At 72.5% G+C, this 23059-nt stretch carries 17 protein-coding genes; 9 read left to right on the top strand and 8 right to left on the bottom strand.

What is annotated here, in order from left to right; genetic code table 11:
* Window positions 1-303: 303 nt before the first annotated feature.
* Both LZG04_RS42830 and LZG04_RS37070 read right to left on the bottom strand, forming a co-directional pair.
* Window positions 304-4821 (bottom strand): FkbM family methyltransferase, encoded by a 4518-nt coding sequence (locus LZG04_RS42830; RefSeq protein ID WP_308199645.1) that lies wholly within the window; start codon window positions 4819-4821, stop codon window positions 304-306.
* Window positions 4822-4832: 11 nt separating this feature from the next.
* Window positions 4833-6176 carry a glutamine synthetase family protein gene (locus tag LZG04_RS37070; protein WP_233826172.1) on the bottom strand — a complete coding sequence of 448 codons (1344 nt, stop codon included), beginning with the start codon at window positions 6174-6176 and terminating at the stop codon, window positions 4833-4835.
* A 151-nt stretch (window positions 6177-6327) separates the two neighbouring features.
* Here LZG04_RS37070 and LZG04_RS37065 point away from each other — a divergent pair, with 151 nt between their 5' ends.
* The 3 genes from LZG04_RS37065 to LZG04_RS37055 are packed head-to-tail and all read left to right on the top strand — an operon-like array spanning window position 6328 to window position 9175.
* A complete protein-coding gene (locus LZG04_RS37065) occupies window positions 6328-6981 on the top strand; it encodes an LppX_LprAFG lipoprotein (RefSeq protein WP_233826170.1) in 654 nt (217 codons plus the stop codon).
* A complete protein-coding gene (locus tag LZG04_RS37060; protein WP_233826168.1) occupies window positions 6978-8525 on the top strand; it encodes an MFS transporter in 1548 nt (515 codons plus the stop codon). Before LZG04_RS37065 ends, LZG04_RS37060 begins: the two co-directional genes overlap by 4 nt.
* 44 nt (window positions 8526-8569) lie before the next feature.
* Window positions 8570-9175, top strand: a complete 606-nt coding sequence (locus LZG04_RS37055; RefSeq protein ID WP_233826166.1) for an HdeD family acid-resistance protein — start codon at window positions 8570-8572, stop codon at window positions 9173-9175.
* A 9-nt stretch (window positions 9176-9184) separates the two neighbouring features.
* On the opposite strand, the gene LZG04_RS37050 is transcribed toward LZG04_RS37055, so the two are convergent.
* Complete coding sequence (locus LZG04_RS37050) at window positions 9185-10900, bottom strand: NAD+ synthase (protein WP_233826163.1); 1716 nt, start codon at window positions 10898-10900, stop codon at window positions 9185-9187.
* 88 nt (window positions 10901-10988) lie between these two features.
* Here LZG04_RS37050 and LZG04_RS37045 point away from each other — a divergent pair, with 88 nt between their 5' ends.
* Complete coding sequence (locus LZG04_RS37045) at window positions 10989-12536, top strand: alpha/beta hydrolase (protein WP_233826183.1); 1548 nt, start codon at window positions 10989-10991, stop codon at window positions 12534-12536.
* A gap of 384 nt (window positions 12537-12920) precedes the next feature.
* On the opposite strand, the gene LZG04_RS37040 is transcribed toward LZG04_RS37045, so the two are convergent.
* Both LZG04_RS37040 and LZG04_RS37035 read right to left on the bottom strand, forming a co-directional pair.
* Window positions 12921-13202, bottom strand: coding sequence for a DUF4287 domain-containing protein (locus LZG04_RS37040; protein WP_233826162.1), 282 nt, complete (start codon window positions 13200-13202; stop codon window positions 12921-12923).
* A gap of 79 nt (window positions 13203-13281) precedes the next feature.
* Window positions 13282-13494, bottom strand: a complete 213-nt coding sequence (locus LZG04_RS37035; protein ID WP_233826160.1) for a hypothetical protein — start codon at window positions 13492-13494, stop codon at window positions 13282-13284.
* Between the two features lie 105 nt (window positions 13495-13599).
* On the opposite strand from LZG04_RS37035, the gene LZG04_RS37030 reads away from it, so the two are divergent.
* Window positions 13600-14430, top strand: a complete 831-nt coding sequence (locus LZG04_RS37030) for a helix-turn-helix transcriptional regulator (RefSeq protein ID WP_233826159.1) — start codon at window positions 13600-13602, stop codon at window positions 14428-14430.
* The gene (locus tag LZG04_RS37025) at window positions 14427-14603 is read left to right on the top strand and encodes a DUF397 domain-containing protein (protein ID WP_233826158.1); all 177 of its coding nucleotides are present in this window, start codon (window positions 14427-14429) and stop codon (window positions 14601-14603) included. The genes LZG04_RS37030 and LZG04_RS37025 overlap by 4 nt, the downstream gene beginning before the upstream one ends.
* Here LZG04_RS37025 and LZG04_RS37020 read toward each other — a convergent pair.
* Window positions 14542-15387: a helix-turn-helix transcriptional regulator gene (locus LZG04_RS37020; RefSeq protein WP_233826156.1), complete on the bottom strand. Its 846-nt coding sequence runs from the start codon at window positions 15385-15387 to the stop codon at window positions 14542-14544. The two genes, LZG04_RS37025 and LZG04_RS37020, sit on opposite strands and share 62 nt — an antisense overlap.
* Before the next feature lie 120 nt (window positions 15388-15507).
* Here LZG04_RS37020 and LZG04_RS37015 point away from each other — a divergent pair, with 120 nt between their 5' ends.
* Entirely contained in the window at window positions 15508-16257 is a 750-nt protein-coding gene (locus LZG04_RS37015; RefSeq protein WP_233826155.1) for an SDR family oxidoreductase, read from the top strand.
* A 37-nt stretch (window positions 16258-16294) separates the two neighbouring features.
* On the opposite strand, the gene LZG04_RS37010 is transcribed toward LZG04_RS37015, so the two are convergent.
* Entirely contained in the window at window positions 16295-17113 is an 819-nt protein-coding gene (locus tag LZG04_RS37010) for a TetR/AcrR family transcriptional regulator C-terminal domain-containing protein (protein WP_233826154.1), read from the bottom strand.
* A gap of 66 nt (window positions 17114-17179) precedes the next feature.
* On the opposite strand from LZG04_RS37010, the gene LZG04_RS37005 reads away from it, so the two are divergent.
* Window positions 17180-18865, top strand: a complete 1686-nt coding sequence (locus tag LZG04_RS37005; RefSeq protein WP_233826152.1) for a right-handed parallel beta-helix repeat-containing protein — start codon at window positions 17180-17182, stop codon at window positions 18863-18865.
* Here LZG04_RS37005 and lysX read toward each other — a convergent pair.
* Window positions 18849-22142 (bottom strand): bifunctional lysylphosphatidylglycerol synthetase/lysine--tRNA ligase LysX, encoded by a 3294-nt coding sequence (gene lysX / locus LZG04_RS37000; RefSeq protein WP_233826150.1) that lies wholly within the window; start codon window positions 22140-22142, stop codon window positions 18849-18851. The two genes, LZG04_RS37005 and lysX, sit on opposite strands and share 17 nt — an antisense overlap.
* Here lysX and LZG04_RS36995 point away from each other — a divergent pair.
* A complete protein-coding gene (locus LZG04_RS36995) occupies window positions 22141-22968 on the top strand; it encodes an alpha/beta fold hydrolase (protein WP_233826148.1) in 828 nt (275 codons plus the stop codon). The genes lysX and LZG04_RS36995 overlap by 2 nt on opposite strands.
* Window positions 22969-23059 lie beyond the last annotated feature (91 nt).

Here is a 23059-nt window from a genome sequence, read left to right as displayed (position 1 = left end):
TCTTACCGCGGTTCATTCCGGGGCTTTGTGTTTCTCGCTGTGGTTGAAGCTTAGCTCGTTCGTTTTCGCGGTGTCAAATCGGCCGGTTTCGGCTTCTCGGCTCCGCGACAAACTCGCTTCGCATTCAATTTGTATCAGTTTCCAGAGCGGAGGCAGCACGCTGTGCTGCTTATTCGTTTCTGGGAGCTTGACGCCGCAGTAGTCTACTCGGCCCGATTCGCGGTGTCAACCGCTCGTTCCGAGGTTCTTGCTGGCGACTCGGTAAAAGTTACTCATGACCTTCGCCGGTGTCAAATCGCCTGGTCAGCGGCTTGCCGGAGCCGGGCGGGACGCCGGGGCGACCTGCGGGCCGGGGCCCTTCGGCGCGACGGGACGCGGTCGCAGCCACAGCGAGATGGTCCGCATCCCCTCCATCGCGGCGACGATCTGCTCCGGCGAAGCGGCCTCACGGGTCGCCACCGGCACCAGGTCGTAGCCCCAGATGCGGAACTCCTTCAGGACCGTGACCGGATCGTCGCCGAAACCCTCGGTCGCCGACGCGGAGAACTCCAGGAACACGTGTGGGCGATCCCGGCGCAACAAGCGCACCAGACCGGCCAGCGCTCGGTGACCACGACCCGGTGCGTCCACCCGGACGACGGACAGCTTCCGGCCCTGCAACGACGGCACGGACTCCAGCTCCTTGTCGAGCCTGGCCGCACGCACCCTCGGCACGTCGTCCCCCGCGCCCTCCGGCAGCGGTGCCACCGACACACCGCCGGTCAACGACGGTTGGGTGGCCAGCTCACCGGTGCTCTCCCAGGCCGCGGCGTCGACCAGGACCAGCTGCTGCGCCACCCGTTCCGGCAGGTTGACGTCGACGTTGTGCCGCAGCAGCGCCCGCGCGGACGGGCAAGGCTCGACCGCGACCACCGCGCCACCCGTGCCGAACCGGCTGAGCATCCGCACGGTCTGGTACCCGACGTACGCGCCCACGTCGAGGAAGATGCCGTCCGGCTCGACCACCGAGTCGATCAGCTCCGACAGGTCGGTCTCCCACACCCCGTTGCTCGACAGCATCGGGAGCATGAACGCGTCGTCCGACGGCAGGCGCAGCAGCCCGACGTCGGTCAGCACGAGCGAGCTGCGCGGGACGACCTCGCTGTGCCGCTCGTGCTCGCGCACCACGACGCGGCGCAGGGCGTCGGCGGTCTGCTGCGCCTGGTTGGCGGCGCGCAGCCCGGCGTCGAGCCTGGTGTCACGGCCCCGGAACGCGTCCACGACCTTGGACTCCAGCGAGTCGATCCGGTCGAGCGTGCGTTCGAGGGCGACGGCCAGCTTGTCGATGCGCTGGGCGAGGGCGTCACCCTGCTTGGCGCGCTTGGCGGCCTCGGCGACCACGGCGTCCTCGATCTCGCGCAGTCGTCGTCCCTGGCCGGCCATGTCGGCGCGGACCCGGACGACGCCGTCGTCGATGCCGACGAGCTGGTCCGCGAGGTGGCCTTGGTGCTCGGCGTGCTGCTCCAGCTCGGCGCGCAGCACCTCCAGCTCGCCCAGGCCCACGCCGGTGGACAGGTCGTCCTGGCGGCGGACCAGCTCGGAGACCGTGCGCTCGACCCCGTCGACCAGGGACGCGAGCACGTCGCGCATGTGGTTGTCGTAGTGGTCGAGGACGCGCAGGACCACCTTGCGCAGCTGCGGTGCCATGGGCGTGCGGCTGGCCGTGCCGACGTCGGGTTGGCGCAGCAGGGCGTGCTTGGCCGAGTGGAGCGCCTTGAGCGGGTCGACGGTCGGCGCGGGCTTGGCCCGGCGGGCGCGCCAGCCCCGGTAGGCGTGCTCGACGCGTTCGCGCAGGACTTCGCCGACCTTGGCGACGTCACGGGTGGCGCGCAGGTGGTCGCGGCCCTTGATGCCGATCGCGGCGGCCGTGGGCAGGTCGTCGGCGAGGGCGCGCATGAGCTTGGCGGCGGCCTGCACGTCGGGTTCCACGCCCTGGCGGCACGGCACGAAGATCGCGGCCGCCTTGTCGAACAGCTCGGCGACCGCGCCGTGCTCGGAGGTCAGGATCGGCGTGGCGCGGGCGGCGTGCCGGGCGAGGCTGTGCGCGATCCGGTCGCACGCGCCGCCGCGGTGCAGGTGCACGAGGCAGTCGACGGGGCCGAGGGCGTCGACCAGCTCGATGCGCGGGTCGGCGGCGGTGGCCAGGCGCAGGCGTTCGGCGGCCTCGGGGTGCGCGTCGGCGTTGGTGACCTCGATGCGCAGCGTGACGTCGTTGCGGTCGGGGAAGGCGGAGAGGAAGGCGGAGACGGCACCCAGCACGTTGCCCGCCCGGTCGACGGCGTGGTCGGCGAGAGCGCCGAAGATCACGCTTTCGTGTGATTCGCGGGGGTGGGGTTCGGCTTCCGGTACGGGCAGCGGGAGCACGCGGACGGTCGGGCCGCCTTGGCGTTCGAGGGCGGCGCGGGTCGTCTCGGAGGGCACCCACAGTTCGGCGGCGTCGGTCGGCTGGTCGTCGTCGAGGAGGTAGTCGACCACGAAGCGGCTGTCCGGCACGCGTTCGGTGGTGCCGCCGACGCGGATGACGACCGGGTAGCCGGCGGTGGTGGAGGTCGGCAGGCCGGACGCGCGGGCGGCGGCGCGGACGAGGTCGGCGATCGGGCCGGTGCCGAGGACGGAGACGCCGAGCTGGTCGTGCAGGACGGGTGCTTCGGCGCGGGGGCGGGGCACGGCGTCGACCGGCAACCGGCCCGCGGCCACGCCGACGCTCGCGCACCAGTCGCGGAAGGCCGCGGCGTCCGCGCCGAACGGGTCGGGGAACTGGGTGCGGAGGGCTTCGTCGGACCGCCAGAGGGCGGCGGCCCAGCGCGTGCTGCCGGGCAGGCCGGGCGCGGGTTCACTGGCCCAGGCCACGAACCCGGCTCCGCCGTCGGGGCCGAAGGCGGGGGGTGGGGTGGTGCGCGCCGGGGACGCGACGGCCGGACGGGTGGGGCGCTCGGCTGGGGACGCGGCGACCCGGGAAGGCTCGGCTACGGCAGGAGGTGCGGCGGCTGGAGGCTCAGCGGCGGGAGATGCCGAGGAGGCGGGTTCGGCGACCGGGGAAGGCGCGGCGGCCGGAGATGCCGAGGAGGGCGGTGCGGCAGCCGGGGAAGGCACGGCATCGGCAGCAGGCGCGGCGACCTGAGGCTCAACGGCCGGAGAGGCTGACGCTGGAGGTGCGGCGACCGAGGAAGGCTCGGCCGAGGAAGGCTCGGCGGCGGGAGGCTCGGCGGCGGGAGGCTCGGCGGCGGGAGGCTCGGCGGCGAGAGGCTCGGCCGCGGGAGGCTCGGCGGCGAGAGAGCCCGAGGCGGGAGAGCCCGAGGCGGCCGGTGCGGCAGCCGGGGAAGGCGCGGCGTCGGCAGCGGGCACGGTGACCGCAACAGATTCGGCAGCGGAAGGCCCGGCGGCGAGAGGTTCAGCGGCGGGAGGCTCGGCGGCAGGGCTGGTCGGCGCGGAGCCGGCGGCGGGAAGCGGCGCGGCGAGGGTGGGCTCGGGGCCGGTGCCCGTGGTGGCGGGAGGGGTGGGGTCAGCGGCGGTGGTGGGGAGAGGGGTGCCGTTGATCCGGGGTGTGGAGGCGCTGGGTGATTCGGGGCCGGCGGCGCTCGGTTCGATCTGGCCGGACACGGAGGCGGGTGATCGGGCGGCATCGGCGGCCGGCGCCGCCTCGGCGGGAAGCTCGGCTCCGGGCGAGGGCTCGACTGGGTCCGGGACCGGCTCGGGTTCGGGCGAGGGCTGGGTGGCGGTGGGTTCCGCGGGTTCGGCGGTGGTCGGGGTCCAGCCTTCCGGGCTGAAGGCGGAGCCCGGGTGGGAGCGGGCGGCGTCGCGGTAGGCGGTGCGCAGGTCGTCCGGGATCTGGGTGCCGTCGGGCAGTTGGCCGAAGCCGTAGCGGACGCGTTGGGGGGAGTGGCCCTTGCGGACCAGTTCCGCCCGGTAGGCCGTGCACAGTTCGGCCAGCAGGGGGTGTTCGGAGAGCAGGACGCGGGGGCGGTCGGCGAAGTCGGCGGACAGCAGCCACGGGCGGTGGGGGTCGAAGCCCGCGAAGTGGACGCTGCGGATCGGTTCGCCGACCGTCGTCAGGGTGCCGTCCGGGCGGCGGTGCAGGTCGCGTTGGGCCGCGTTCCACACCGACAGGCCGACCGTCGCGTCACGCAGCACGTGCAGGTTGACCAGGGCCGGGGCCATGTCGAGCACGGCCTTCGTGGCGTCCGGGGTCCGGCGCAGGTGGTCGGCCAAGGACCTCAGGAACGACTCCGCACCCGGCGCGACCAGCAGGAAACCCGGGTCGAAGACACCCGTTTCGAGCAGTTCGGTCGGCGTGGGGCGCAAGCCGTCGTCCGGCAGCGGGCGCAGCGCCCTGGGCAGCAGCACGAGCGGACCGCGGCGCACGGCCGACTCGACCAGGTCGGTGAGCGGGTGCAGGATCTGCACCCACGGGTCCAGGTACAGCACCGGCACGCCCTGGCCGAGCAACTGCTCCAGCAGCTTGGGCCGCAGCACGCCGCACAGCTGCGCGGCGGTGCAGCCGGTGGCCAGCTCCGCCAGCTCTTCCCGGCTCATCCCCAGGTCGGCGGGGGTGACCAGGCCCGGCCCGGAGTTCTCCGGCTGGGCGTCGACCACCAGCGCCAGGAACCTCGCCTGCGGGTGGTTGGCCAGGAAAGAGCTGGACAGCACCTTCACCGCGGGCAGTTCGGCGGCGGTCGCCACCGTGCAGGCGATGAACGTGGGACGGGATTCCGGACGCGCGGGCACCTCGGTCACGGTCTGCAAACCTAGCTTCTCCGAGTGCCCGGTGTGCACCACCCGCACGGGCGTCTCCCTCACAGGACCGGCAACAGGTTGCGCAGCTCGTACGGCGTCACGCTGCGGCGGTACCCGTCCCACTCGGCCCGCTTGTTGCGCAGGAAGAAGTCGTAGACGTGCTCCCCCAGCGCTTCGGGGAGCAGTTCGGAGTTCTCCATCTCGGTCAACGCCTCGCCGAGGTTCTGCGGCAGGTTGTCGTACCCGGCGGCGCGCCGCTCCCGGTCGGTCAACGACCACACGTCGTCCTCGGCGGGCGGCGGCAGCTCGTAGCCCTTCTCGATGCCCTTGAGCCCGGCCGCGAGGATCACCGCGTACGCCAGGTACGGGTTGCACGCCGAGTCCAGCGAGCGGATCTCCACCCGGCGCGACGACGACTTGCCCGGCGAGTACATCGGCACGCGGACCAGCGCGGACCGGTTGGCGTGGCCCCAGCACACGGCCGTCGGCGCTTCGCCGCCCACGATCAGGCGCTTGTAGGAGTTCACCCACTGGTTCGTCACGCCGGAGATCTCCCGGGCGTGCTTCAACAACCCGGCGACGAACATCTTGCCCGTGTCGGAGAGCTGGTAGGGGTCCTCGGCGTCGTAGAACGCGTTGCGGTCGCCCTCGAACAGGCTGACGTGCGTGTGCATGCCGCTGCCGGGCTGGTCGGTGAACGGCTTGGGCATGAACGAGGCCCGCACGCCCTGCGTGATCGCGACTTCCTTGATCACGTACCGGAACGTCATCACGTTGTCGGCCATGGTCAGCGCGTCGGCGTAGCGCAGGTCGATCTCCTGCTGGCCGGGCGCGCCCTCGTGGTGGCTGAACTCGACCGAGATGCCCATCGCCTCCAGCGCCTCGATGGCGTGGCGGCGGAAGTGGGTCGCGGTCTCGTGGCTGGTCTGGTCGAAGAAACCGCCGTTGTCGGCCGGGATGGGCTCGCTCCCGTCGTCCGGCAGGCCCTTGAGGAGGAAGAACTCCATCTCGGGGTGCACGTAGCAGGTGAAGCCCGCCTCGCTGGCCCTGGCCAGGGCGCGCCGCAGCACGTGCCGGGGGTCGGCCCACGACGGCGACCCGTCGGGCATGGCGATGTCGCAGAACATCCGCGCCGAGTAGTGGCTCTTGTCCGGCGTCTGCCACGGCAGCACCTGGAACGTCGACGGGTCCGGCTTGGCCACCATGTCGGACTCGTACACGCGGGCGAAGCCCTCGATGGCCGAGCCGTCGAAGCCGATGCCCTCGCTGAAGGCGCCTTCGAGCTCGGCGGGTGCGATCGCCACCGACTTGAGGAAGCCCAGGACGTCGGTGAACCAGAGCCGGACGAACCGGATGTCGCGTTCCTCGAGGGTGCGGAGCACGAACTCCTGCTGGCGGTTCATGACCCGAAGCCTAGGTAAGGACGATGAACCGCGCGTTGCCGACTCGGCCGAAAGCGCTGCGCCATTCGCCGCGCCGAGGACAACGCGCAGGTCACGGCCTTGCGCCCGCATCGCGCCGTGCCGACGCGCGGCTGGATCTACGATGCCACCCATGCTCCCTCGTCGCACCCTGATCGGGTCGCTCGTGCTCGCACTCGTGGCGGGCTGCACGTCGTCCGGCGGTGGCGGCGGTTCCCTGCCCGACGGGCCGGACGTGCTGGCCAAGGCCTCCGCCGGGATGAAGACCGTGACCAGCACCCACTTCACGATCAAGGTCGACGGCGAGCTGCCGGGCGTGACCGTGAAGGACGCCGAGGGCGACCTGAACGCCGAGGGCCAGTCGCAGGGCCGGGCGAAGGTCGAGCAGTTCGGCCAGTTGATCGAGGTCGAGTACGTGCTGGTCGAGCAGGATCTCTACTTCAAGGGTCCGACCGGCGGGTTCACCAAGCTCCCCGCCGCGCTGGCGGGCCAGGTGTACGACCCGACCGCGATCCTGGACCCGGACAAGGGCGTGGCCAAGGTGCTGGCCGACGCGCGTGACGCCAAGACCAAGTCCGACGACGACGGCGCAACGGTGGTCGAGGCGACCGTGCCACGTGACGTGGTCGCCGGCCTGGTGCCGGGCATCGACGCCGACGTGGCCTCGGAGTTCTCGGTGAAGGACGAGCGATTGCAGAAGGCGCTGTTCACGTTGCCGAGCGGGGCGAAGGTGACGATCGAGCTGTCGGACTTCAACAAGCCCGTCACCGTTTCACCGCCGGCGTGAGCCCGGCCGTGGACGAGTCGGCGGTGGGCGCGGTCCGGGCGCGGCGGCTGGCGATCGGGGCCGGCGCGGCGGCGGTGCTGCTGGGCGCGCTGGACGCGTACGTGGTCGTCGGCGTGCTCGTGGACATGGTGCGCGACCTGGGCATCCCGGTGAACCACCTGGAGCGCGCGACGCCCGTGGTGACGGGTTACCTGCTCGGGTACGTGGCCGGGATGCCGCTGCTGGGGCAGCTGTCGGACCGGTTCGGGCGGCGGTTGGTGCTGCACCTGTGCCTGGTCGGGTTCGCGGTCGGCTCGGCCGTGACGGCGTTGGCGGGCGACCTGCCGCTGCTGGTGGCGGGGCGGGTGGTGCAGGGCCTGGCCGGTGGGGCGTTGCTGCCGGTCACGATGGCGTTGGTCGCGGACCTGTGGGCGGCGCAACGGCGCGCGTCGGCGTTGGGCGTGGTGGGCGCGGCGCAGGAGTTGGGCAGCGTGCTGGGCACGCTCTACGGCGTCGGGTTGGCGTCGTTGTTCAACGCCTGGTCGTTCTTCGAGTCCGTGGAGCCGCAGAGCTGGCGGTGGGTGTTCTGGGTGAACCTGCCGCTGGCGGCGATCGCGATGGTGGTCGTGCAGCGGACCGTGCCGCGGTCGGCGCGTTCGGCGGTGCGGATCGACGTCGTCGGCGGCGGTCTGCTGGCGTTGGCGCTGTCGTTGCTGGTGGTCGGGCTGTACAACCCCGATCCGGCACGGTCGGTGCTGCCGTCGTGGGGTGTGCCGGCGCTGGGCGCGTCGGTGGTGGTGTTCGTCGGGTTCGTGCTGTGGGAGCGGCGGTCGTCGGTGCGGCTGCTGGACCCGACCGGGGTGGCCGTCGGGCCGTTCCTGGCGTCGCTGGGCGTGTCGTTGGCGGCGGGTGCGGCGCTGATGGTCACGTTGGTGGACGTGGAGCTGTTCGCGCAGACCGTGCTGGGCCGCGACTCGGCCGCGGCGGCGGGGATGTTGGCGCGGTTCCTGGTCGCGTTGCCGGTGGGCGCGCTGGTCGGCGGCTGGTTGGCCGCGCGCACCCGGTTGGGTGACCGGTGGGTGTCGTTCGCCGGGTTGGTGGTCGCCGGTGGCGCTTACGCGCTGATCGCGCAGTGGCCGGCGACGGTGTCGTCGTTCGTGGTGGGCCGGGACCTGGCGGTGGCCGGGTTCGGGTTGGGGCTGGTGATCGCGCCGGTGTCGGCGGCGGTGCTGCGGGTCGTGCCCGCCGCGCAGCACGGTGTCGCCTCGGCCGCCGTGGTGGTGGCGCGGATGACCGGGATGCTGGTCGGGGTGGCCGCGTTGTCGGCCTGGGGGCTGCACCGGTTCCGGGAGCTGACCGCCGACCTGGACACGCCGCTGCCGTTCGGGCTGTCGCCGGAGGAGTTCGCCGAGAAGGCGGCGGCCTACCGCGAGGCGCTGACGGCGGCGTTGCTGACCGAGTACCACGAGATCTTCTGGATCACGGCGGTGATCTGCGGTCTCGGCGCGGTGGTGTCGTTGGCGCTGCCGCGTGCCGCCACGGGAGCGAACCACTCGGACGGGTGAACGGCGGCCCTGCGGGTCCGGGCGGACCGACGGACCATGGCCGCATGACACATCCCGATGCGAACACCGCTGGTCAGGTCGGGCGCGCCGCGACGACGACCGGTGGCCGCGGGCGAACGCTGTGGATCACCTTCGGGGTGATCACGCTGGCGATCGGCTTGGCCGTGCTGCTGTGGCCGGGCCTCACGCTGCTGACGGCGGCCGTGCTGTTCGGCCTGGAGATGCTGGTCACCGGCCTGTTCTGGCTGGTCGGCTCGTTCACCGAGGACGAGCTGGGCCGGCAGCGCTGGCTGCTGGCGGTGGCCGGGCTGCTGGCCCTGGTCGCGGGCATCCTGTGCCTGCGCGCACCGTTCCGGACCATCACGGTGCTGGCGCTGCTGCTGGGCGCGACGTGGGTCGTGGGCGGGGTCGCCGAGGTCTTCCACGGCGTGCGCACGAGCGGGTGGGCGGTGCTGTCCGGCGTCGTCACCGCGATCGGCGGGATCGTGGTGCTCGTGTGGCCGGTGGCGAGCCTGATCGCGCTGGCCTGGCTGCTGGCCGTGGTGCTGATCGTGCTCGGGGCGATGGCCATCGCGGGCGGGGTCGGCGCGAACCGCAAGCCGCGCACCAGCGCGGCGGCCGCGCCCACGGGGACGACGGCCACCGCCTGACCCGGGCGGTCAGCCCTCGCGCCAGCCGCTGGTGATCGGCAGCCTGCGGTCGCGGCCGAACGCCTTGAACGTGATCTTGGTGCCCGGCGGGTACTGGCGGCGCTTGTACTCCGCCTTGTCCACCATGCGCAGCACCTTGTCGACCAGCTCGTGCGAGAACCCCATCGCGATCAGGTCGCGGTAGCCCTTGTCGCCCTCGACGTAGTCGTCCAGCACCGAGTCGAGCAGCTCGTAGTCGGGCAGCGAGTCCTGGTCGACCTGGCCGGGGCGCAGCTCGGCCGACGGCGGCTTGGTGATCGAGTTCTCCGGGATCGGCGGCAGCTCGCCCAGCTTCTCGGCCTCCGCGTTGCGCCACCGCGCCAGGTCCCACACCAGCGTCTTGAGCACGTCCTTGATCGGCGCGAACCCGCCGACCGCGTCGCCGTAGATGGTCGAGTAGCCCACGGCCAGCTCGGTCTTGTTGCCCGTGGCCAGCACCAGGTGGCCGTGCTGGTTGGACAGCCCCATCAACGTGACGCCCCGGCAGCGCGCCTGCACGTTCTCCTCGGCCAGCCCGGTCAGCCCGAGCTGGTCGACGAACACGCTGACCATGTCCGCGATCGGCTGCTCCGAGTAGTGGCAGCCGGTGCGCTGGGCCAGGTCGTGGGCGTCGGACTTGGAGTGGTCCGACGAGTACACCGACGGCATCGACACGCCGTGCACGTGGTCCGCGCCCAAGGCGTCCACCGCCAGCGCGGCCACCACCGCCGAGTCGATGCCGCCCGAGAGGCCCAGGACGACGGAGCGGAAGCCGTTCTTGTGCACGTAGTCGCGCAGGCCGGTGACCAGCGCGTGCCACACCTCCGCCTCGTCGGACAGCGGCTCGGCCGGCTGCGGCACGGGCAGCGGGTCGTAGGCCGGCAGCGGGTCGTGCGACAGCGCCTTGCGGTGGACCGTGAAGCCGCCGTAGGAGCCCTCGGTGCGGGGCGCGCCGCCGGGCAGGTCGAGGTCCAGCACGACCAGGTGCTCGACGAACTGCGGCGCGCGGGTGATCAGCGAGCCGTCCGCGCCGACCACCATCGTGTCGCCGTCGAACACCAGCTCGTCCTGCCCGCCGATCAGGTTCACGTACGCCAACGGCGCGCCCGCCTCGGCCGCCCGCCGGGCCACCAGCGGCAACCGGGCGTCGTCCTTCTTGCGCTCGTACGGCGAAGCGTTCGGCGACACCACCAGGTCGACGCCCGCCTCACCGAGGGCCGCGATCGGGCCGCCGTCCTGCCACAGGTCCTCGCAGATCACCATGCCGACCTCGAGGCCGTGCACGCGCACGACGTCCAGCGTGTCGCCGGGCGTGAAGTACCGGCGCTCGTCGAACACGCCGTAGTTGGGCAGGTGGTGCTTGTGCTGGCGGGCCACCACCGCGCCCCGGTGCAGCACGGCCGCGGAGTTGCGCATGCCGCGCTCGTCGCGGTCGAGGTAGCCGACGAACACCGGCAGCTCACCGCACCCCTCGTCGTCCAGCCGGGACGCCAGCGCGGTCAGCGCCTCCTTGGACGCCTCGGCGAACGACACGCGCAGCGCCAGGTCCTCGACCGGGTACCCGGTCAGCGCCATCTCGGGGAAGACCGCGAGGTGGGCGCCCGCCTCCACGGCCTTGCGGGACCACTCGACGACGAGTTCGGTGTTGCCCGCCAGGTCGCCGACACAGGCGTTGACCTGGGCGAGGGCGAGTCGGAGCTGTGGCATGGGTGCATTCTCGCTCACTCGGAGCGGCCTTGGCGGACGTTGTGGCCCACGTGTCACACCTACGATCGGGGGCGTGCGCCGTCCGATGATGCTGTTCCTCGCCCTGCCGCTCCTCGCCTCGTGCACGAGCGTGCTGCCCGGGTCACCCACCGCGGGGACGGCGCTGGAGCAGAGAGGACCGGCCGGTGTCGTGCCCGCCGGGCTGGAGCGGTTCTACGGCCAGCAGCTCGGCTGGGAGGACTGCGCGCCCTACGCCACGACCGGCACGACGACGTCGCTGTTCAAGAACAAGAAGTCGATCGAGTGCGCCCGGCTGGAAGTGCCGCTCGACTACACCAAGCCCGACGGCCGGACGATCAAGATCGGGTTGCTGCGACAGGCCGCGACCGGCGACCGGATCGGCTCGCTGATCATCAACCCGGGTGGTCCGGGCGCGTCCGGCATGGCCGCGGCGGCGGGCATGGGCGCGCAGGTCAAGTCGTCGCCGGTGGGTGAGCGGTTCGACCTGGTCGGGTTCGACCCGCGTGGCGTCGGGGCGAGCGAGCCGCAGGTCAAGTGCCTGACCGACGCCGAACGCGACGCCGACCGGCTCGACAACGACGTCGACACCTCGCCGGCGGGCATCGCCGAGACCGAGGCGGAGAACAAGTCCTACGCCGAGAAGTGCGCCTCGACGACCGGCGTCGACGTGCTGGCCAACGTCGGCACCAGGGACGTCGTGCGCGACCTGGACGTCATGCGGTCCGCGCTCGGCGACGAGAAGCTGACCTACCTCGGCTACTCCTACGGTACGCACATCGGCGCGGCCTACGCGCAGGCGTTCCCGGGCAACGTGCGGGCGCTCGTGCTCGACGGCGCGGTGGACCCGACGCAGAACCAGGTGGAGTCGCTGATCGCGCAGGGCGCGGGCTTCCAGAAGGCGTTCGACGCGTTCGCCGCGTGGTGCGCGCCGCGCAAGGACTGCGCCCTGGGTTCGGACCCGTCCAAGGCCAACCAGGCGTTCCGCGAGCTGACGTTGCCCCTGGTGCAGCGGCCCGTGGCGGTGGGCGACCGGAAGCTGTCGTACAACGACGCGATCACCGGCGCGATCCAGGCCATGTACTCGGAGGAGCTGTGGGAGCCGCTGAACACCGGGTTGACGGAGCTGAAGAACAACCGCGGTGACGTGCTCATGCTGCTGGCCGACAACTACTTCGACCGGGACTCCGAAGGCCGGTACTCCACGATCACCGATGCTTTCGTGGCGGTGAAGTGCGTGGACGAGCCGCGCGTGACGGACAAGAACGTGCTCGACGACGTGGCCCGGCGGTACAAGGCGGCCGCGCCGTTCCTGGACGACGGCCAGCCGCCGGCCGCGGCGCTGGACGCGTGCGCGTTCTGGCCCGTGCCGCCGAGCGTGCAGGAGCACAAGCCGGTGTCCGGCCTGCCGCCGGTGCTGGTGATCTCCACCACCGGCGACCCGGCCACGCCGTACGAGGCTGGGGTCAACCTGGCGAAGGAGCTGGGCGGCGGGCTGCTCACGTTCGAGGGCAACCAGCACACCGTGTACTTCCAGGGCAACCGGTGCGTGGACGACGCCGGGCACGAGTACCTGATCGAGGGGAAGCTGCCGCGCGAGGGCACGCGCTGCTCCTGAGCGTCAGGCCGCGGACAGCGAGAGCGCGGGCGCGGCACGTGCTTCGGCGAGCCGTGCGGGCAGCTCCGGCCGGCGTGGTGCTCCCGGGCGATCTCGGAAGTGCCCGACTCGGCAGGTCGCGGAGCGCGGTGGCGACGTCGCAGGCGCGGAGGCGGTGCCGCGGTCGGCGGCCAACCCGGTCAACTGCGTCGGAGAAGGCGTCGGCCGGGCGCTGCGGGTCGGGGCTGTCGCGTGAGGGGTCGTGGGGCCGTCCACCGGTTCCCGCGGACGCCTCCGCGCCGTCGTGGCAGCCGGTCAGGTCCGGTGGGAAGAGGTCGGCCGGCCCGTCCGCCTCGAACGGGACCGCGGTCGCCGGTGATGGTGATCCGGAAGCCGTGCGGCGGGTCAGCGGTTGGCCAGGCCGTCCACGCGCAGGGTCGTGGAGTCGTCCCGGTGCGTGCCGGTGCCGCCGACGTGCTTGTCGCTGATCGTGGTGCCGTTCTTGAGCACGTGGTAGAGCGCCATGCCGTGACCGCGGCCCAGGTCGTAGTCGTCCTTCAGCCACTGGAGGACGACGCCGGCCTTGGTGGTCGAGTCGTACCCGCGGTCGCCCGCCTCGGCGAGGAGCTCGGCCGGCGTCTTGCCGGTCTTGCGCTCGATGGTGTCGAGGTACGCCTGGAAGGACATGGCCCGCTCCTGTTCGTCGGTGGGACCTCCTCAGCCTAAGACAACCCGAACTGTCATGACAAGTTTTGTTTTCGGTACGTCAGATCCAGAGCAGCTCCGAGCCCTTGAACAGGTGCAGGCAGCTCTCCGGGCCTTGCAGGTTCATCCGGAGCGTGCCGTCCTCGGACACCACCTGCGCGCTGTCCTCGAACTCCAAGCCCCAGGCCGCCACCTGCAACTCCGGGACGCGCTCCACCACGGCGAACAGGCGCGGAGCCTCGTCGGCCACCCACTCACGCTCTTCCTCAGTCATACTCAAACGCTAAACCTGAGTACTCAGCTTGGGTAGTCGCCTGACCGGGTGACTGAAGCGACGGGCGGACTCGGGCAGACTGGCGGTGATCAAGCGAGGAGACCCATGACCACCAGCGGTCAAAGCCCGACCGACTACCGCGCACGGCTCGCCGAACGCCTCAAGGAGCTCATGCGGCGCAGCGGCAAGGACCGGGCGGACATCATGCGGACGCTCGGCTGCTCGGTGTCGAAGGTGGGCACGATCCTGCGCGGCGACACCTCCGTGCCGCCGCTGGAACTGGCCGCCCTGCTCGACCTCTTCGGCGTCGAGGGCGAGGAGCGGGCGGACCTGCTGCACCTGGGCGAGGAAGCCCGGCGGCGCAGGCCGAAGACGCCTTGGGGCGCGGCGATCCCGGACCGGCTGCGGAAGTTCTTCAACACCGAGGAGACCGCGCGGACGATCGAGTCCTACCGGCCGGACCTGCTGCACGGGTTGGTGCAGACCGAGGACTACGCCCGAGCGGTGATCCGGACGAACTCCGCGCTGCGCCCCACCGAGGTCGACCGGCTGGTGCAAGCCCGGATGGCCCGACAGGCGCGGATGACCGGCCCGAACCCGCCGGAGTTCACGATGGTGATCACCCAGGCCGTGCTGCGCGCACCGGTCGGGTCACCCGAAACCCGGTTCGGGCAGTTGCAGCACCTCAAGAAGCTCTCCCGGATGCCGCACATCACCATCCGGGTCATCCCGGACGAGGTCGGCCTGACGGGTGCGCTCTACTTCCCGTTCTCGATCCTCACGCCGTCCGGCGGCCGCGCCAAGACCGTGTACGTGGAGACGTTGACCGACGGTCTGCTGGTGGACGAGGAGAGCCGGATCTCCCACTACGAAGCCGTTTTCCGAGAGCTGGTGGCGGTCTCGGTCACCGACCTGCTTGATAGCGTTGAGGTATGACTTGGCGGAAGAGCAGCTACAGCGGCAACAGCGGCGGTGAGTGCGTCGAGCTGCGGGCAGGTCTCGACGCCGTGCGGGACTCCAAGAACGCGGACGGGCCGGTGCTGGAGTTCAGGCCTGCTGCTCTGAGGGCGTTCCTGAAGGCGCTGCGGACCAGCTCGCCAGGAGCTTGAGCCGGTCCTCGGTCGGCGAACCCACGCGAGCGGTGTAGACGGCCAGCACGATGTCCGGGTCGCCGGTCGGTTGCAGGCTCTCGTAGTCGAGGTCCAGGTCGCCGACCACGGGGTGGTGGATGAGCTTGGTGCCGTGGGTCTTCTCCAGCACCTTGTGCTGCGCCCACAGCTTGCGGAACGTCTCGTCCTTGACCGACAGCTCCCCCACCAACGCCGCCAGCCTCGCGTCGTCCGGGTAGCGGCCCGCGTCGAGCCTGAGGAACGCCACCGTGTCGGCGGCGACCGAGGGCCAGTCGCGGTAGAAGGTGCGCGACTGCGGGCGCAGGAACGTGTGCCTGGCCGAGTTGCAGTCCTCCGGCGGCAGGTCGCCGAAGCCGTACAGCGCGTCGGCCAGCGGGTTCCAGGCCAGGATGTCCGTGCGGCGGCCCATCACGAACGCGGGCACGTCGTCCACCATGTCGAGCAGCCGGCGCAGGCCGGGTCGGACGCGTTGCGGCGCGGGTCGCTTGGTCGGCGCGGGTCGCACGAGGTTGCGCAGGTGGGCGCGTTCGGTCTCGTCCAGGCGCAGCACGCGGGCGACGGCGTCCAGCACCGCGTCCGACACGGCCGGGGTGCGGCCCTGCTCCAAGCGCATGTAGTAGTCCACGCTGACGCCGGCCAGCATCGCCAACTCCTCGCGGCGCAGGCCGGGGACGCGTCGCCGGCCACCGCCGGGCAGGCCGACGTCGTCCGGGCGCACGCGGGCCCGGCGGCTGCGGAGGAACTCGCCGAGGTCGTGGTTCACCCTCCCAGTATGGCCGCCCCCGACCCGTCGAGCCTGGGTACTGCCAGACCTAGGGAACGCCGTCCCACAGGTGGACCAGCACCTCGTGTACCCCTCGCGACCAGGTCCAATGTTGTTGCCATGACCTACGACCTGAACAACCGCACCGCCGTCGTCACCGGTGCCGCGAGCGGCATCGGCGCGGAGATCGCCCTCGTCCTGGCCCGGTCCGGGGCGAAGGTCGCGCTGCTGGCCCGCCGCGCGGACCGGCTCGCCGAGCTGGCCGACAAGATCGCCGCCGAGGGCGGCCAGGCGCTCGCGGTCGCCGCGGACATCACCGGCGACCTCACCGAGGCCGCGGAGGCGATCCACGCCGCCTTCGGCCGCGTCGACCTGGTGGTGAACAACGCGGGCGTGATGCTCGCCAACCCCATCACCGAGGGCCGTGACGACGAGTGGCACCGGATGATCGACACCAACCTCAAGGGCCTGCTGAACGTGACCAAGGCGTTCACCGCGGACCTGGTCGAGGCGGGTGCGACCGGCACCGCCGACCTGGTGAACATCTCGTCCATCGGCGCGCACCTCACCTTCCCCAACTACGCCGTCTACACCGCCACGAAGGCCGCCGTCACGCACCTGTCGGCGAACCTGCGCACCGAGCTGGGTCCGCAGGGCGTGCGGGTGACGAACGTCGAGCCCGGCCTGGTGCACAGCGAGCTGGCCGACCACATCGACAACGCGGACGTGTCCGCGGACCTGACGCGGTGGCGCGAGGAGGTGCCGCCGCTGAACCCGGCCGACATCGGTGACGTGGTCGGGTTCGCCACCAGCCGGCCGAAGAACGTGAACCTGCGGCAGCTCGTGGTGCTGCCGACCGTGCAGGTCTGACGACGGCCGAGCCGCCCACCCCCGTCGGGTGGGCGGCTCACGTCGACCGGCGGTGGCGGTAGGCGCGTTGCTGGCACGCCCGCGAGCAGTACGCGCGGGGCCGCCCGGAGGTCGGCTGCTCGACCGGCCGGCCACACACCCGACAAGTTTCATCACGCTTTACATCACGCTTCTCGATCAGGAGCTCGATGCTGTCGAGCAACCGGTCCAGACCGAAGCCGAACGGGTCGGGCTGGTCGAACCCCCCGGTCTCCCACAGCCGGGTCAACGTCGGGAAGGCGTAGAAGTGGGCGTACAGGGAGTCCCGAGCGCCCCACCACTCCTCGTCGCCGACGCCGGTGCTGCGCTCCGTCCGCGCGGCCTCGACCAGCGCCGCCGCCTCGGCGTCCACGAAGCGGGCGACCAGGCCGACGGACGCGACCACCTCGGCCGGGGTCAGGCCGGTGTCGGCGAGGATGGCCAGCGCGTGTTCGAAGTGGGCCAGCGCGTTCGGTCCGGGCACGTGCCGGGCACCGCGTTCCTCGGCCAGCCACGGGTGCCGTTTCCGCAGCTCCCAGGCGTGCCGGGCGAACGCCTCCAGCCGGGCGCGCCACCCCTGCTCCCCCGGTGGCGCGGGCGGGTCGCCCAGCACCGCGTCCCGCATGAGGTCGACCAGGTGCGCACGACCGGGCACGTGCCGGTACAGCGACATGGTGGTGAAGCCGAGCCGTTCGGCGACCTTGCGCATGGACAGCCCGGACAGGCCCTCCGCGTCGGCCACCTCGACCGCCGCGGCCACGATCGCGGGCAGGCTCAACCCCGGCCGCCCGTCCCACAGCAGCTCGACCGAGCGGTCCGGATCGCCGGCTCTCCCCATCACGCACCTCCGCGCCCATGATATACATCCCGTCTGTTTACGGCATAAACAGCAAAGGATGTGGTCATGGTCGAGTTCCACGTCTCCCCGACCGGGGACGACGCAGCACCGGGCACCGCCGACCGGCCGTTCGCCACGCTGGACCGCGCCAGGGCAGCAGCCCGTGACGCCGGCGGTGACGTCACCGTGCAGCTCCGGGCGGGCACGCACGTGCTCACCGAGCCGTTCGAGCTGACCGAGGAGGACTCGCGGGTCGTCTACCAGGCGTTCGGCTACGGCACCGACGCGCAGGAGGAGGTCGTCGTCAGCGGCGGGCGCGAGCTCACCGGGCAGCGAGGGCCGGACGGCGTGTGGCTGGCCGAGGTCGACGGCCTCCTCACCCGCCACCTCGTGGTGGACGGGCGGCGGGTCGAGCGCGCGGGGATCGACGGGCTGCCCGGCACGGTCCGCCGCACCGACACCGGCTACGTCACGGACGCGCCGCTGGACTGGCACAGCCCGGCGGGCGTCGAGTTCGTGCACCGCGGCGTCTACCCGTGGACCGAAGCGCGCACGGCGGTCGCGTCCGCCACCCCGGACGGCGAGATCACGATGGCGCAGCCCGCGTTCGCCTGGGCGCGGGAGGTCTACAACTCCGAGTGGGGCGGCCACACCTCGACCGGCCTGCCCGAGCCGACCCGGGTCGAGAACGACCCCGCGTTCCTGACCCCCGGCACGTTCGCCCTGGACCGCGCGCGGCACGTCCTGCACTACCTCCCGCGCCCGGACGAGGACGAGCCGCACGTCGTCGCGCCCGTGCTGGAGGTGCTGGTGCGGGCCACCGGCGTGCGCGACGTGGCGTTCCGGGGCCTGACCTTCGCCGACACCACGTGGCTGCGGCCGACCGACGACCGGGGGTTCCTCCACTACCACGCGAACGGCTTCCACGACGGCGGCGCGATCGGGCGGGTCGACGTGGCCGAGGGCGCCTGGCTGACCGTGCCCGAGGAAGCGGCGCAGATCCCCGCCGCCGTGCAGCTGCACGGCACGACCGGCGTGCGGTTCGAGGGCTGCCGGTTCACCCGGCTCGGCGCGACCGGGCTCGGCGCGACCGGCGGTGATGACCTCGTGGTGCGCGGCTGCGACTTCGACACCCTCGCCGCGTCCGCCATCGCCGTCACCGGCACGCGCAAGGCGCTGGTCGAGGACAACCTCGTCGGGCACGTCGGGCTGGACCACTCCGGCTCGGCCGGCATCACGTTCCTGCACACCGAGGACGGCGTGATCGCGCACAACCACGTGCACGACGTGCCGCACAACGGCATCGTCGCCGGACCGTCGCGCGGCGGCACCCGCATCACCGACAACCTGGTGACCCGCGCGATGGGCGTGCTGGCCGACGGCGGCGGCGTCTACCTGTCCGGCCCGCAGGGCGACCGGCCCGACCGCGGCGCGGTGATCGGCGGCAACGTCATCGAGGACACCCGCACGCCGTACAACTTCGGCCTCTACACCGACTACGGGGCCACGTGGGTCACCGTCGAGGGCAACCTCGTCGCCCGCGCCGACAACACCGCCGTGCTGCACGTGAGCCCGCCGCTGGAGCACGTCACCTACCGCGGCAACCTCTTCGACGCCGACCCGGTGGGCAGCGACGCCGTGCCCGACGGCGTCACCTACGAGGGCAACACCACGATCGCCGACCCGGCCGAGCTGGACGCCGCCGCGGCCGACCTGCGGGCCCGGGCGGGCCTGCTCACGAGACGGGCCTGACGAACGGGAACAGCACGGTCTGCCGGATCGACGTGCCGGTGAGCATCATCAGCACCCGGTCCACGCCCAGGCCCAGACCGCCGGTGGGCGGCATCCCGTGCTCCAAGGCGTCGAGGAAGTCCTCGTCCAGCTCCATCGCCTCGACGTCACCGCTGGCCGCCTTCAACGACTGCGCCTCCAACCGGCGGCGCTGCTCCAGCGGGTCGGTCAGCTCCGAGTAGGCCGTGCCGATCTCCGCGCCGAACGCCACCAGGTCCCAGCGCTCGGCCAGGCGGGGATCGGCGCGGTGCTGCCGGGTCAGGGGCGAGACCGAGGTGGGGAAGTCGGTGTAGAAGGTGGGCTCGACGGTGTTCGGCTCGACCAGCTCGTCGTACGCCTCCTGCACCAGCGTGCCGTGGTCGGCGTCGTCGGCCACCTCGATGCCCCGGGCCGCCAGCAGGGCGCGCAGCTCGGGCAGCGGGGTGTCCGGGGTGACGGTCGCGGCCAGGGCGGCGGACACGGCCGCGTGGACCGGGACCACCGGCCACTGCCCCGAGATGTCCACCTCCACGCCGTCGCGCACGGCGACCGGGCGGCCGTGCGCGGCCACGGCCGCGTGCTGCACGAGCTCCCGCACGAGGTGCAGCATCGTGGTGTAGTCGGCGTAGGACTGGTAGGCCTCCAGCATGGTGAACTCCGGGTTGTGCGTGGCGTCCGCGCCCTCGTTGCGGAAGTTGCGGTTCAGCTCGAACACCCGGTCCACGCCCGCCACGCACAGCCGCTTGAGGTACAGCTCGGGCGCGATGCGCAGGTACATGCGCATGTCGTAGGCGTTGATGTGGGTGACGAACGGGCGGGCGTTCGCGCCGCCGTGCACGGCCTGGAGCATCGGCGTCTCGACTTCGAGGTAGCCGCGGCCGTGCAGGAAGTCGCGGATGCCGCGCACCACGTCGCTGCGCAGCCGCAGCATCCGCGCCGAGTCCGGGTTCACCACCAGGTCGAGGTACCGCTTGCGCACCCGGGCCTCCGGGTCGGACATGCCCTTGCGCTTGTCCGGCAACGGGTGCAGGCACTTCGCGGTCACCGCCCAGGAGTCGGCGAGCACCGACAGCTCACCCCGCCTGGACCGGATCACCTCGCCGCGCACGCCCACGTGGTCGCCGAGGTCGACGCCCGCCTTCCACGCGGCCAGGTCCACGCGCCCGGCGTCCAGCATGAGCTGGAGCTCGCCGGTGAAGTCGCGGACGCGGGCGAAGCACAGGCCGCCCAGCTCGCGCAACGCCACCACCCGGCCGGTCACCGACACGGTCTCGCCGAGGCGTTCGCGGGCCTCGGCCAGGGAGTGGTCGCGCGGGAAGTTCACCGGGTACGGGTCGATGCCGTCGGCGCGCAGCCGGTCGAGCTTGGCGATGCGGACCCGCACCTGTTCGGGGCGGCGCAACGGCCGGGGCTCGACCTTGATCGCGTCGATCTCGGCCACCGCCGCGGCGAAGCCCGCGTCGGCGGCCTCGTAGCGCAACGCGCGGGAGGAGCCGCGCTGGAACAACGACCGCAGGCTCGGCACGAACCCCTCGGCGACGCCCGCCGCGATGCTCACCCTGGGCAGGTGGCGGGCCCGGGTGAAGCACAGGTAGCGGGGCAGCCACTCCGGGCCGTACTTGGCGTTGGACCGGTACAGCGACTCGAGCTGGAAGAACCGGGACGCGAGGCCGAGCGCGGCCCGCCAGGTCCGCAGCACCGGGCCCGCGCCGATCCGCCCGCCCTCCTCGAACACCGCGCGGAACATGGCGAAGTTCAACGACACCCGCTGCACGCCCAGCCGCGGGGCGGCGGCCACCAGCTCGGCCACCATGAACTCGTTCAGGCCGTTCTCGGCGTCACGGTCGCGGCGCATCAGGTCCAGCGACAGCCCGCGCCTGCCCCACGGCACGAACGACAGCAGCCCGCGCAGCTCGCCGTGCGCGTCATAAGCCTCGACCATCACGCACCGGCCGTCGGTCGGGTCGCCCAGCCTGCCCAGCGCCATGGAGAACCCACGCTCGGTCTGCGCGCCACGCCACCGCTGCGCCAGGTCGAGGATGGCGGCCAGCTCGTCGGCCGGAATCTCGGCGTGCCGCCGAACCCGGGCGGTGTACCCGGCGCGCGCCACCCGGCTCACGGCCTGCCGCACGGCCCGCCGCTCGGGGCCCGCCAACGTGAACTCGCGCACGTCCAGCACGGCCTCGTCGCCGATCTCCAACGCCTTCAGGCCCGCCGCCGCGTACACGTGCGCGCCGCGTTCGCTCGCGCCCAGCACGCCGGGCAGCCAGCCGTACCGGCGTGCCTCGGCCAGCCACGCCCGCACCGCCAGCGGCCACGCCTCCTCGTCGCCGATCGGGTCACCGCTGGCCAACGTGGTGCCGGCCAGCACCCGGTAGGTGAGGGCGGCGCGGCCGTTCGGCGCGAACACCACGCTCTTGTCGCGGCGGGTGGCGAAGTAGCCCAGCGAGTCCGGCTCGCCGTGCGCGGCCAGCAGCCGGCGCACGGACAGCTCCTCGGTGTCGTCCAACCACCGGCTGGAGCGCTCGCCGCGGAAGAACACGTACAGCGCGGCGATCGCGACGAGCGTCCCGCCGAACCCGAGCAGCACGCTCAGCCACGCCGGACCCTCGCCGCCGCGCCGCTGCGGCAGCACCTCACCGGTGATCTGGTTCGCCGCCCACACCAGCTTGTGCCACGTGCCGTGCAGGTGGCCCGGGAAGACCTCGGTCAGACCCCAGCCGACCAGGCACAACACCGCCAACCCGGCGAGGGACACCAGCAGTGCCTGCCGCCACGCGCCCGGCGCCAGCTTGGCCGGGAACGCGGCCCGGATCACCAGCAGGAGCACGATGAGCACCAGGCTGACGGCGACAGCGCCGCTCAGGCGCACCGCCAGCCGGGCCGGGTCCGGCGGCTCGTCGGAGCCCAGGAACGGGAAGGGGTCGATCCAGTAGAACAGGAGGAAGAGCAGCAACGAGATCACGTTGAGCGCTTCGAACAGCAACAACGTCCACAGGGCCGCCCGCTTGCGCCTGCGCAGCGCCGCGCCCAGCACCACCAGCACCAGGGCGATGAACAGGTTCCCCTCGACGGGTAGGCCCAGCAGGTACGAGACCGCGAGAATGCTCCTGGCGAGGTGCGACTCCTCGGGCAGGAACAACAGCAGGACCGACGCCAGGGCCGCGAGCTGAACGACCGTGGCGACGACTCCCGCCGCCCGCCACTTCCACCTGGCCACCGCCACGACACGCTCCAAGGGATCCGGGTTGTCCACCATGGTCGCCTCACTCGCCGGTCGGGTGCACGTGCGCGCCTCCGGGCGTGTCGACGGGCCCGCGGTGGTGCTCAGCTCGGCACTGGGCGGCGCGTGGTTCGACTGGGACGCGGTGGTGGCGCTGCTGCCCGACGCGCACGTGCTGGTGTTCGACCGGCCGGGCACCGGGTTGTCGGACCCGGCGCCGGCCCCGGCGACGCTGGCCCGTGAGGTGGCCGTGCTGGACGCGGTGCTGGCCGGGGTCGGGCCGGTGGTGCTGGTGGGGCACTCGATGGCGGCGCTGCACGTGGAGGCGTGGGCGCGGCTGCGGCCGGGGCGGGTGCGCGGGCTCGTGCTGGTGGACCCCGACCCGGAGGTTCCCGGCGCGGGGAGGCCGGCCGACCTGTCGGCGGCGGTGGCGCGGTGGGTGCTGAGGACCGGGCTGGACGCCGTTATGGCGGGTCAGGGGCCTCGGCTGCGGCGGTGGGCCATGTGGTGGTCGACGCTGCGCCGGTGTGACCCGGCGTCGGCGGCGGTGCTGCGGTCGGTGTACGGGCGGCCGTCGGTGACGCGGGCCGTGCTCGACGAGCTGGCGTCGTACCCGGCGCAGGTGGGCGCGGTGGAGCGGCTGCGCGCGTTCCGGCCCTTGCCGCCCGCGCCGCTGACCGTGCTCACGGCCGGTCGGCGGGAGTTCGCCGCGCACGTGGCGCTGGCCGCGATGAGCCCCACCGGGCGCACCGTGCCGGTGCCCGGCAGCCGCCACATGGTGCCGGTCGACCGGCCCGACGCGGTGGCGTTGGCCGTGCTCGAGGCGTTGCGCGGCGATGGGGCGGGCGGGGCTCGCGGCTGACGCCGCCGTGTGAAGCGTCTCGCACTCCGCGCAAATCCCCTGGCGTCGGTGTCACGCTGGTCGGGTAACCGTGCAACAAGGCCCGGGGACC

It is taken from the genome of Saccharothrix sp. S26, from assembly GCF_021390395.1.
In the GTDB taxonomy this organism is placed as follows: Bacteria; Actinomycetota; Actinomycetes; order Mycobacteriales; family Pseudonocardiaceae; genus Actinosynnema.
The sequence above is the reverse complement of the archived record's forward strand: the minus strand, read 5'-3'. Positions and strand labels throughout refer to the sequence as shown.

Bases quoted from the DNA above. Each gene is read 5' to 3' on its own strand.
- LZG04_RS37070 (WP_233826172.1), bottom strand. From the start codon at position 6,176: ATGAACCGCCAGCAGGAGTTCGTGCTCCGCACCCTCGAGGAACGCGAC.
- LZG04_RS37065 (WP_233826170.1), top strand. From the start codon at position 6,328: ATGCTCCCTCGTCGCACCCTGATCGGGTCGCTCGTGCTCGCACTCGTG.
- LZG04_RS37055 (WP_233826166.1), top strand. From the start codon at position 8,570: ATGACACATCCCGATGCGAACACCGCTGGTCAGGTCGGGCGCGCCGCG.
- LZG04_RS37050 (WP_233826163.1), bottom strand. From the start codon at position 10,900: ATGCCACAGCTCCGACTCGCCCTCGCCCAGGTCAACGCCTGTGTCGGC.
- LZG04_RS37045 (WP_233826183.1), top strand. From the start codon at position 10,989: ATGCTGTTCCTCGCCCTGCCGCTCCTCGCCTCGTGCACGAGCGTGCTG.
- LZG04_RS37040 (WP_233826162.1), bottom strand. From the start codon at position 13,202: ATGTCCTTCCAGGCGTACCTCGACACCATCGAGCGCAAGACCGGCAAG.
- LZG04_RS37035 (WP_233826160.1), bottom strand. From the start codon at position 13,494: ATGACTGAGGAAGAGCGTGAGTGGGTGGCCGACGAGGCTCCGCGCCTG.
- LZG04_RS37030 (WP_233826159.1), top strand. From the start codon at position 13,600: ATGACCACCAGCGGTCAAAGCCCGACCGACTACCGCGCACGGCTCGCC.
- LZG04_RS37025 (WP_233826158.1), top strand. From the start codon at position 14,427: ATGACTTGGCGGAAGAGCAGCTACAGCGGCAACAGCGGCGGTGAGTGC.
- LZG04_RS37015 (WP_233826155.1), top strand. From the start codon at position 15,508: ATGACCTACGACCTGAACAACCGCACCGCCGTCGTCACCGGTGCCGCG.
- LZG04_RS37010 (WP_233826154.1), bottom strand. From the start codon at position 17,113: ATGGGGAGAGCCGGCGATCCGGACCGCTCGGTCGAGCTGCTGTGGGAC.
- LZG04_RS37005 (WP_233826152.1), top strand. From the start codon at position 17,180: ATGGTCGAGTTCCACGTCTCCCCGACCGGGGACGACGCAGCACCGGGC.
- LZG04_RS36995 (WP_233826148.1), top strand. From the start codon at position 22,141: ATGGTCGCCTCACTCGCCGGTCGGGTGCACGTGCGCGCCTCCGGGCGT.
- lysX (WP_233826150.1), bottom strand. From the start codon at position 22,142: ATGGTGGACAACCCGGATCCCTTGGAGCGTGTCGTGGCGGTGGCCAGG.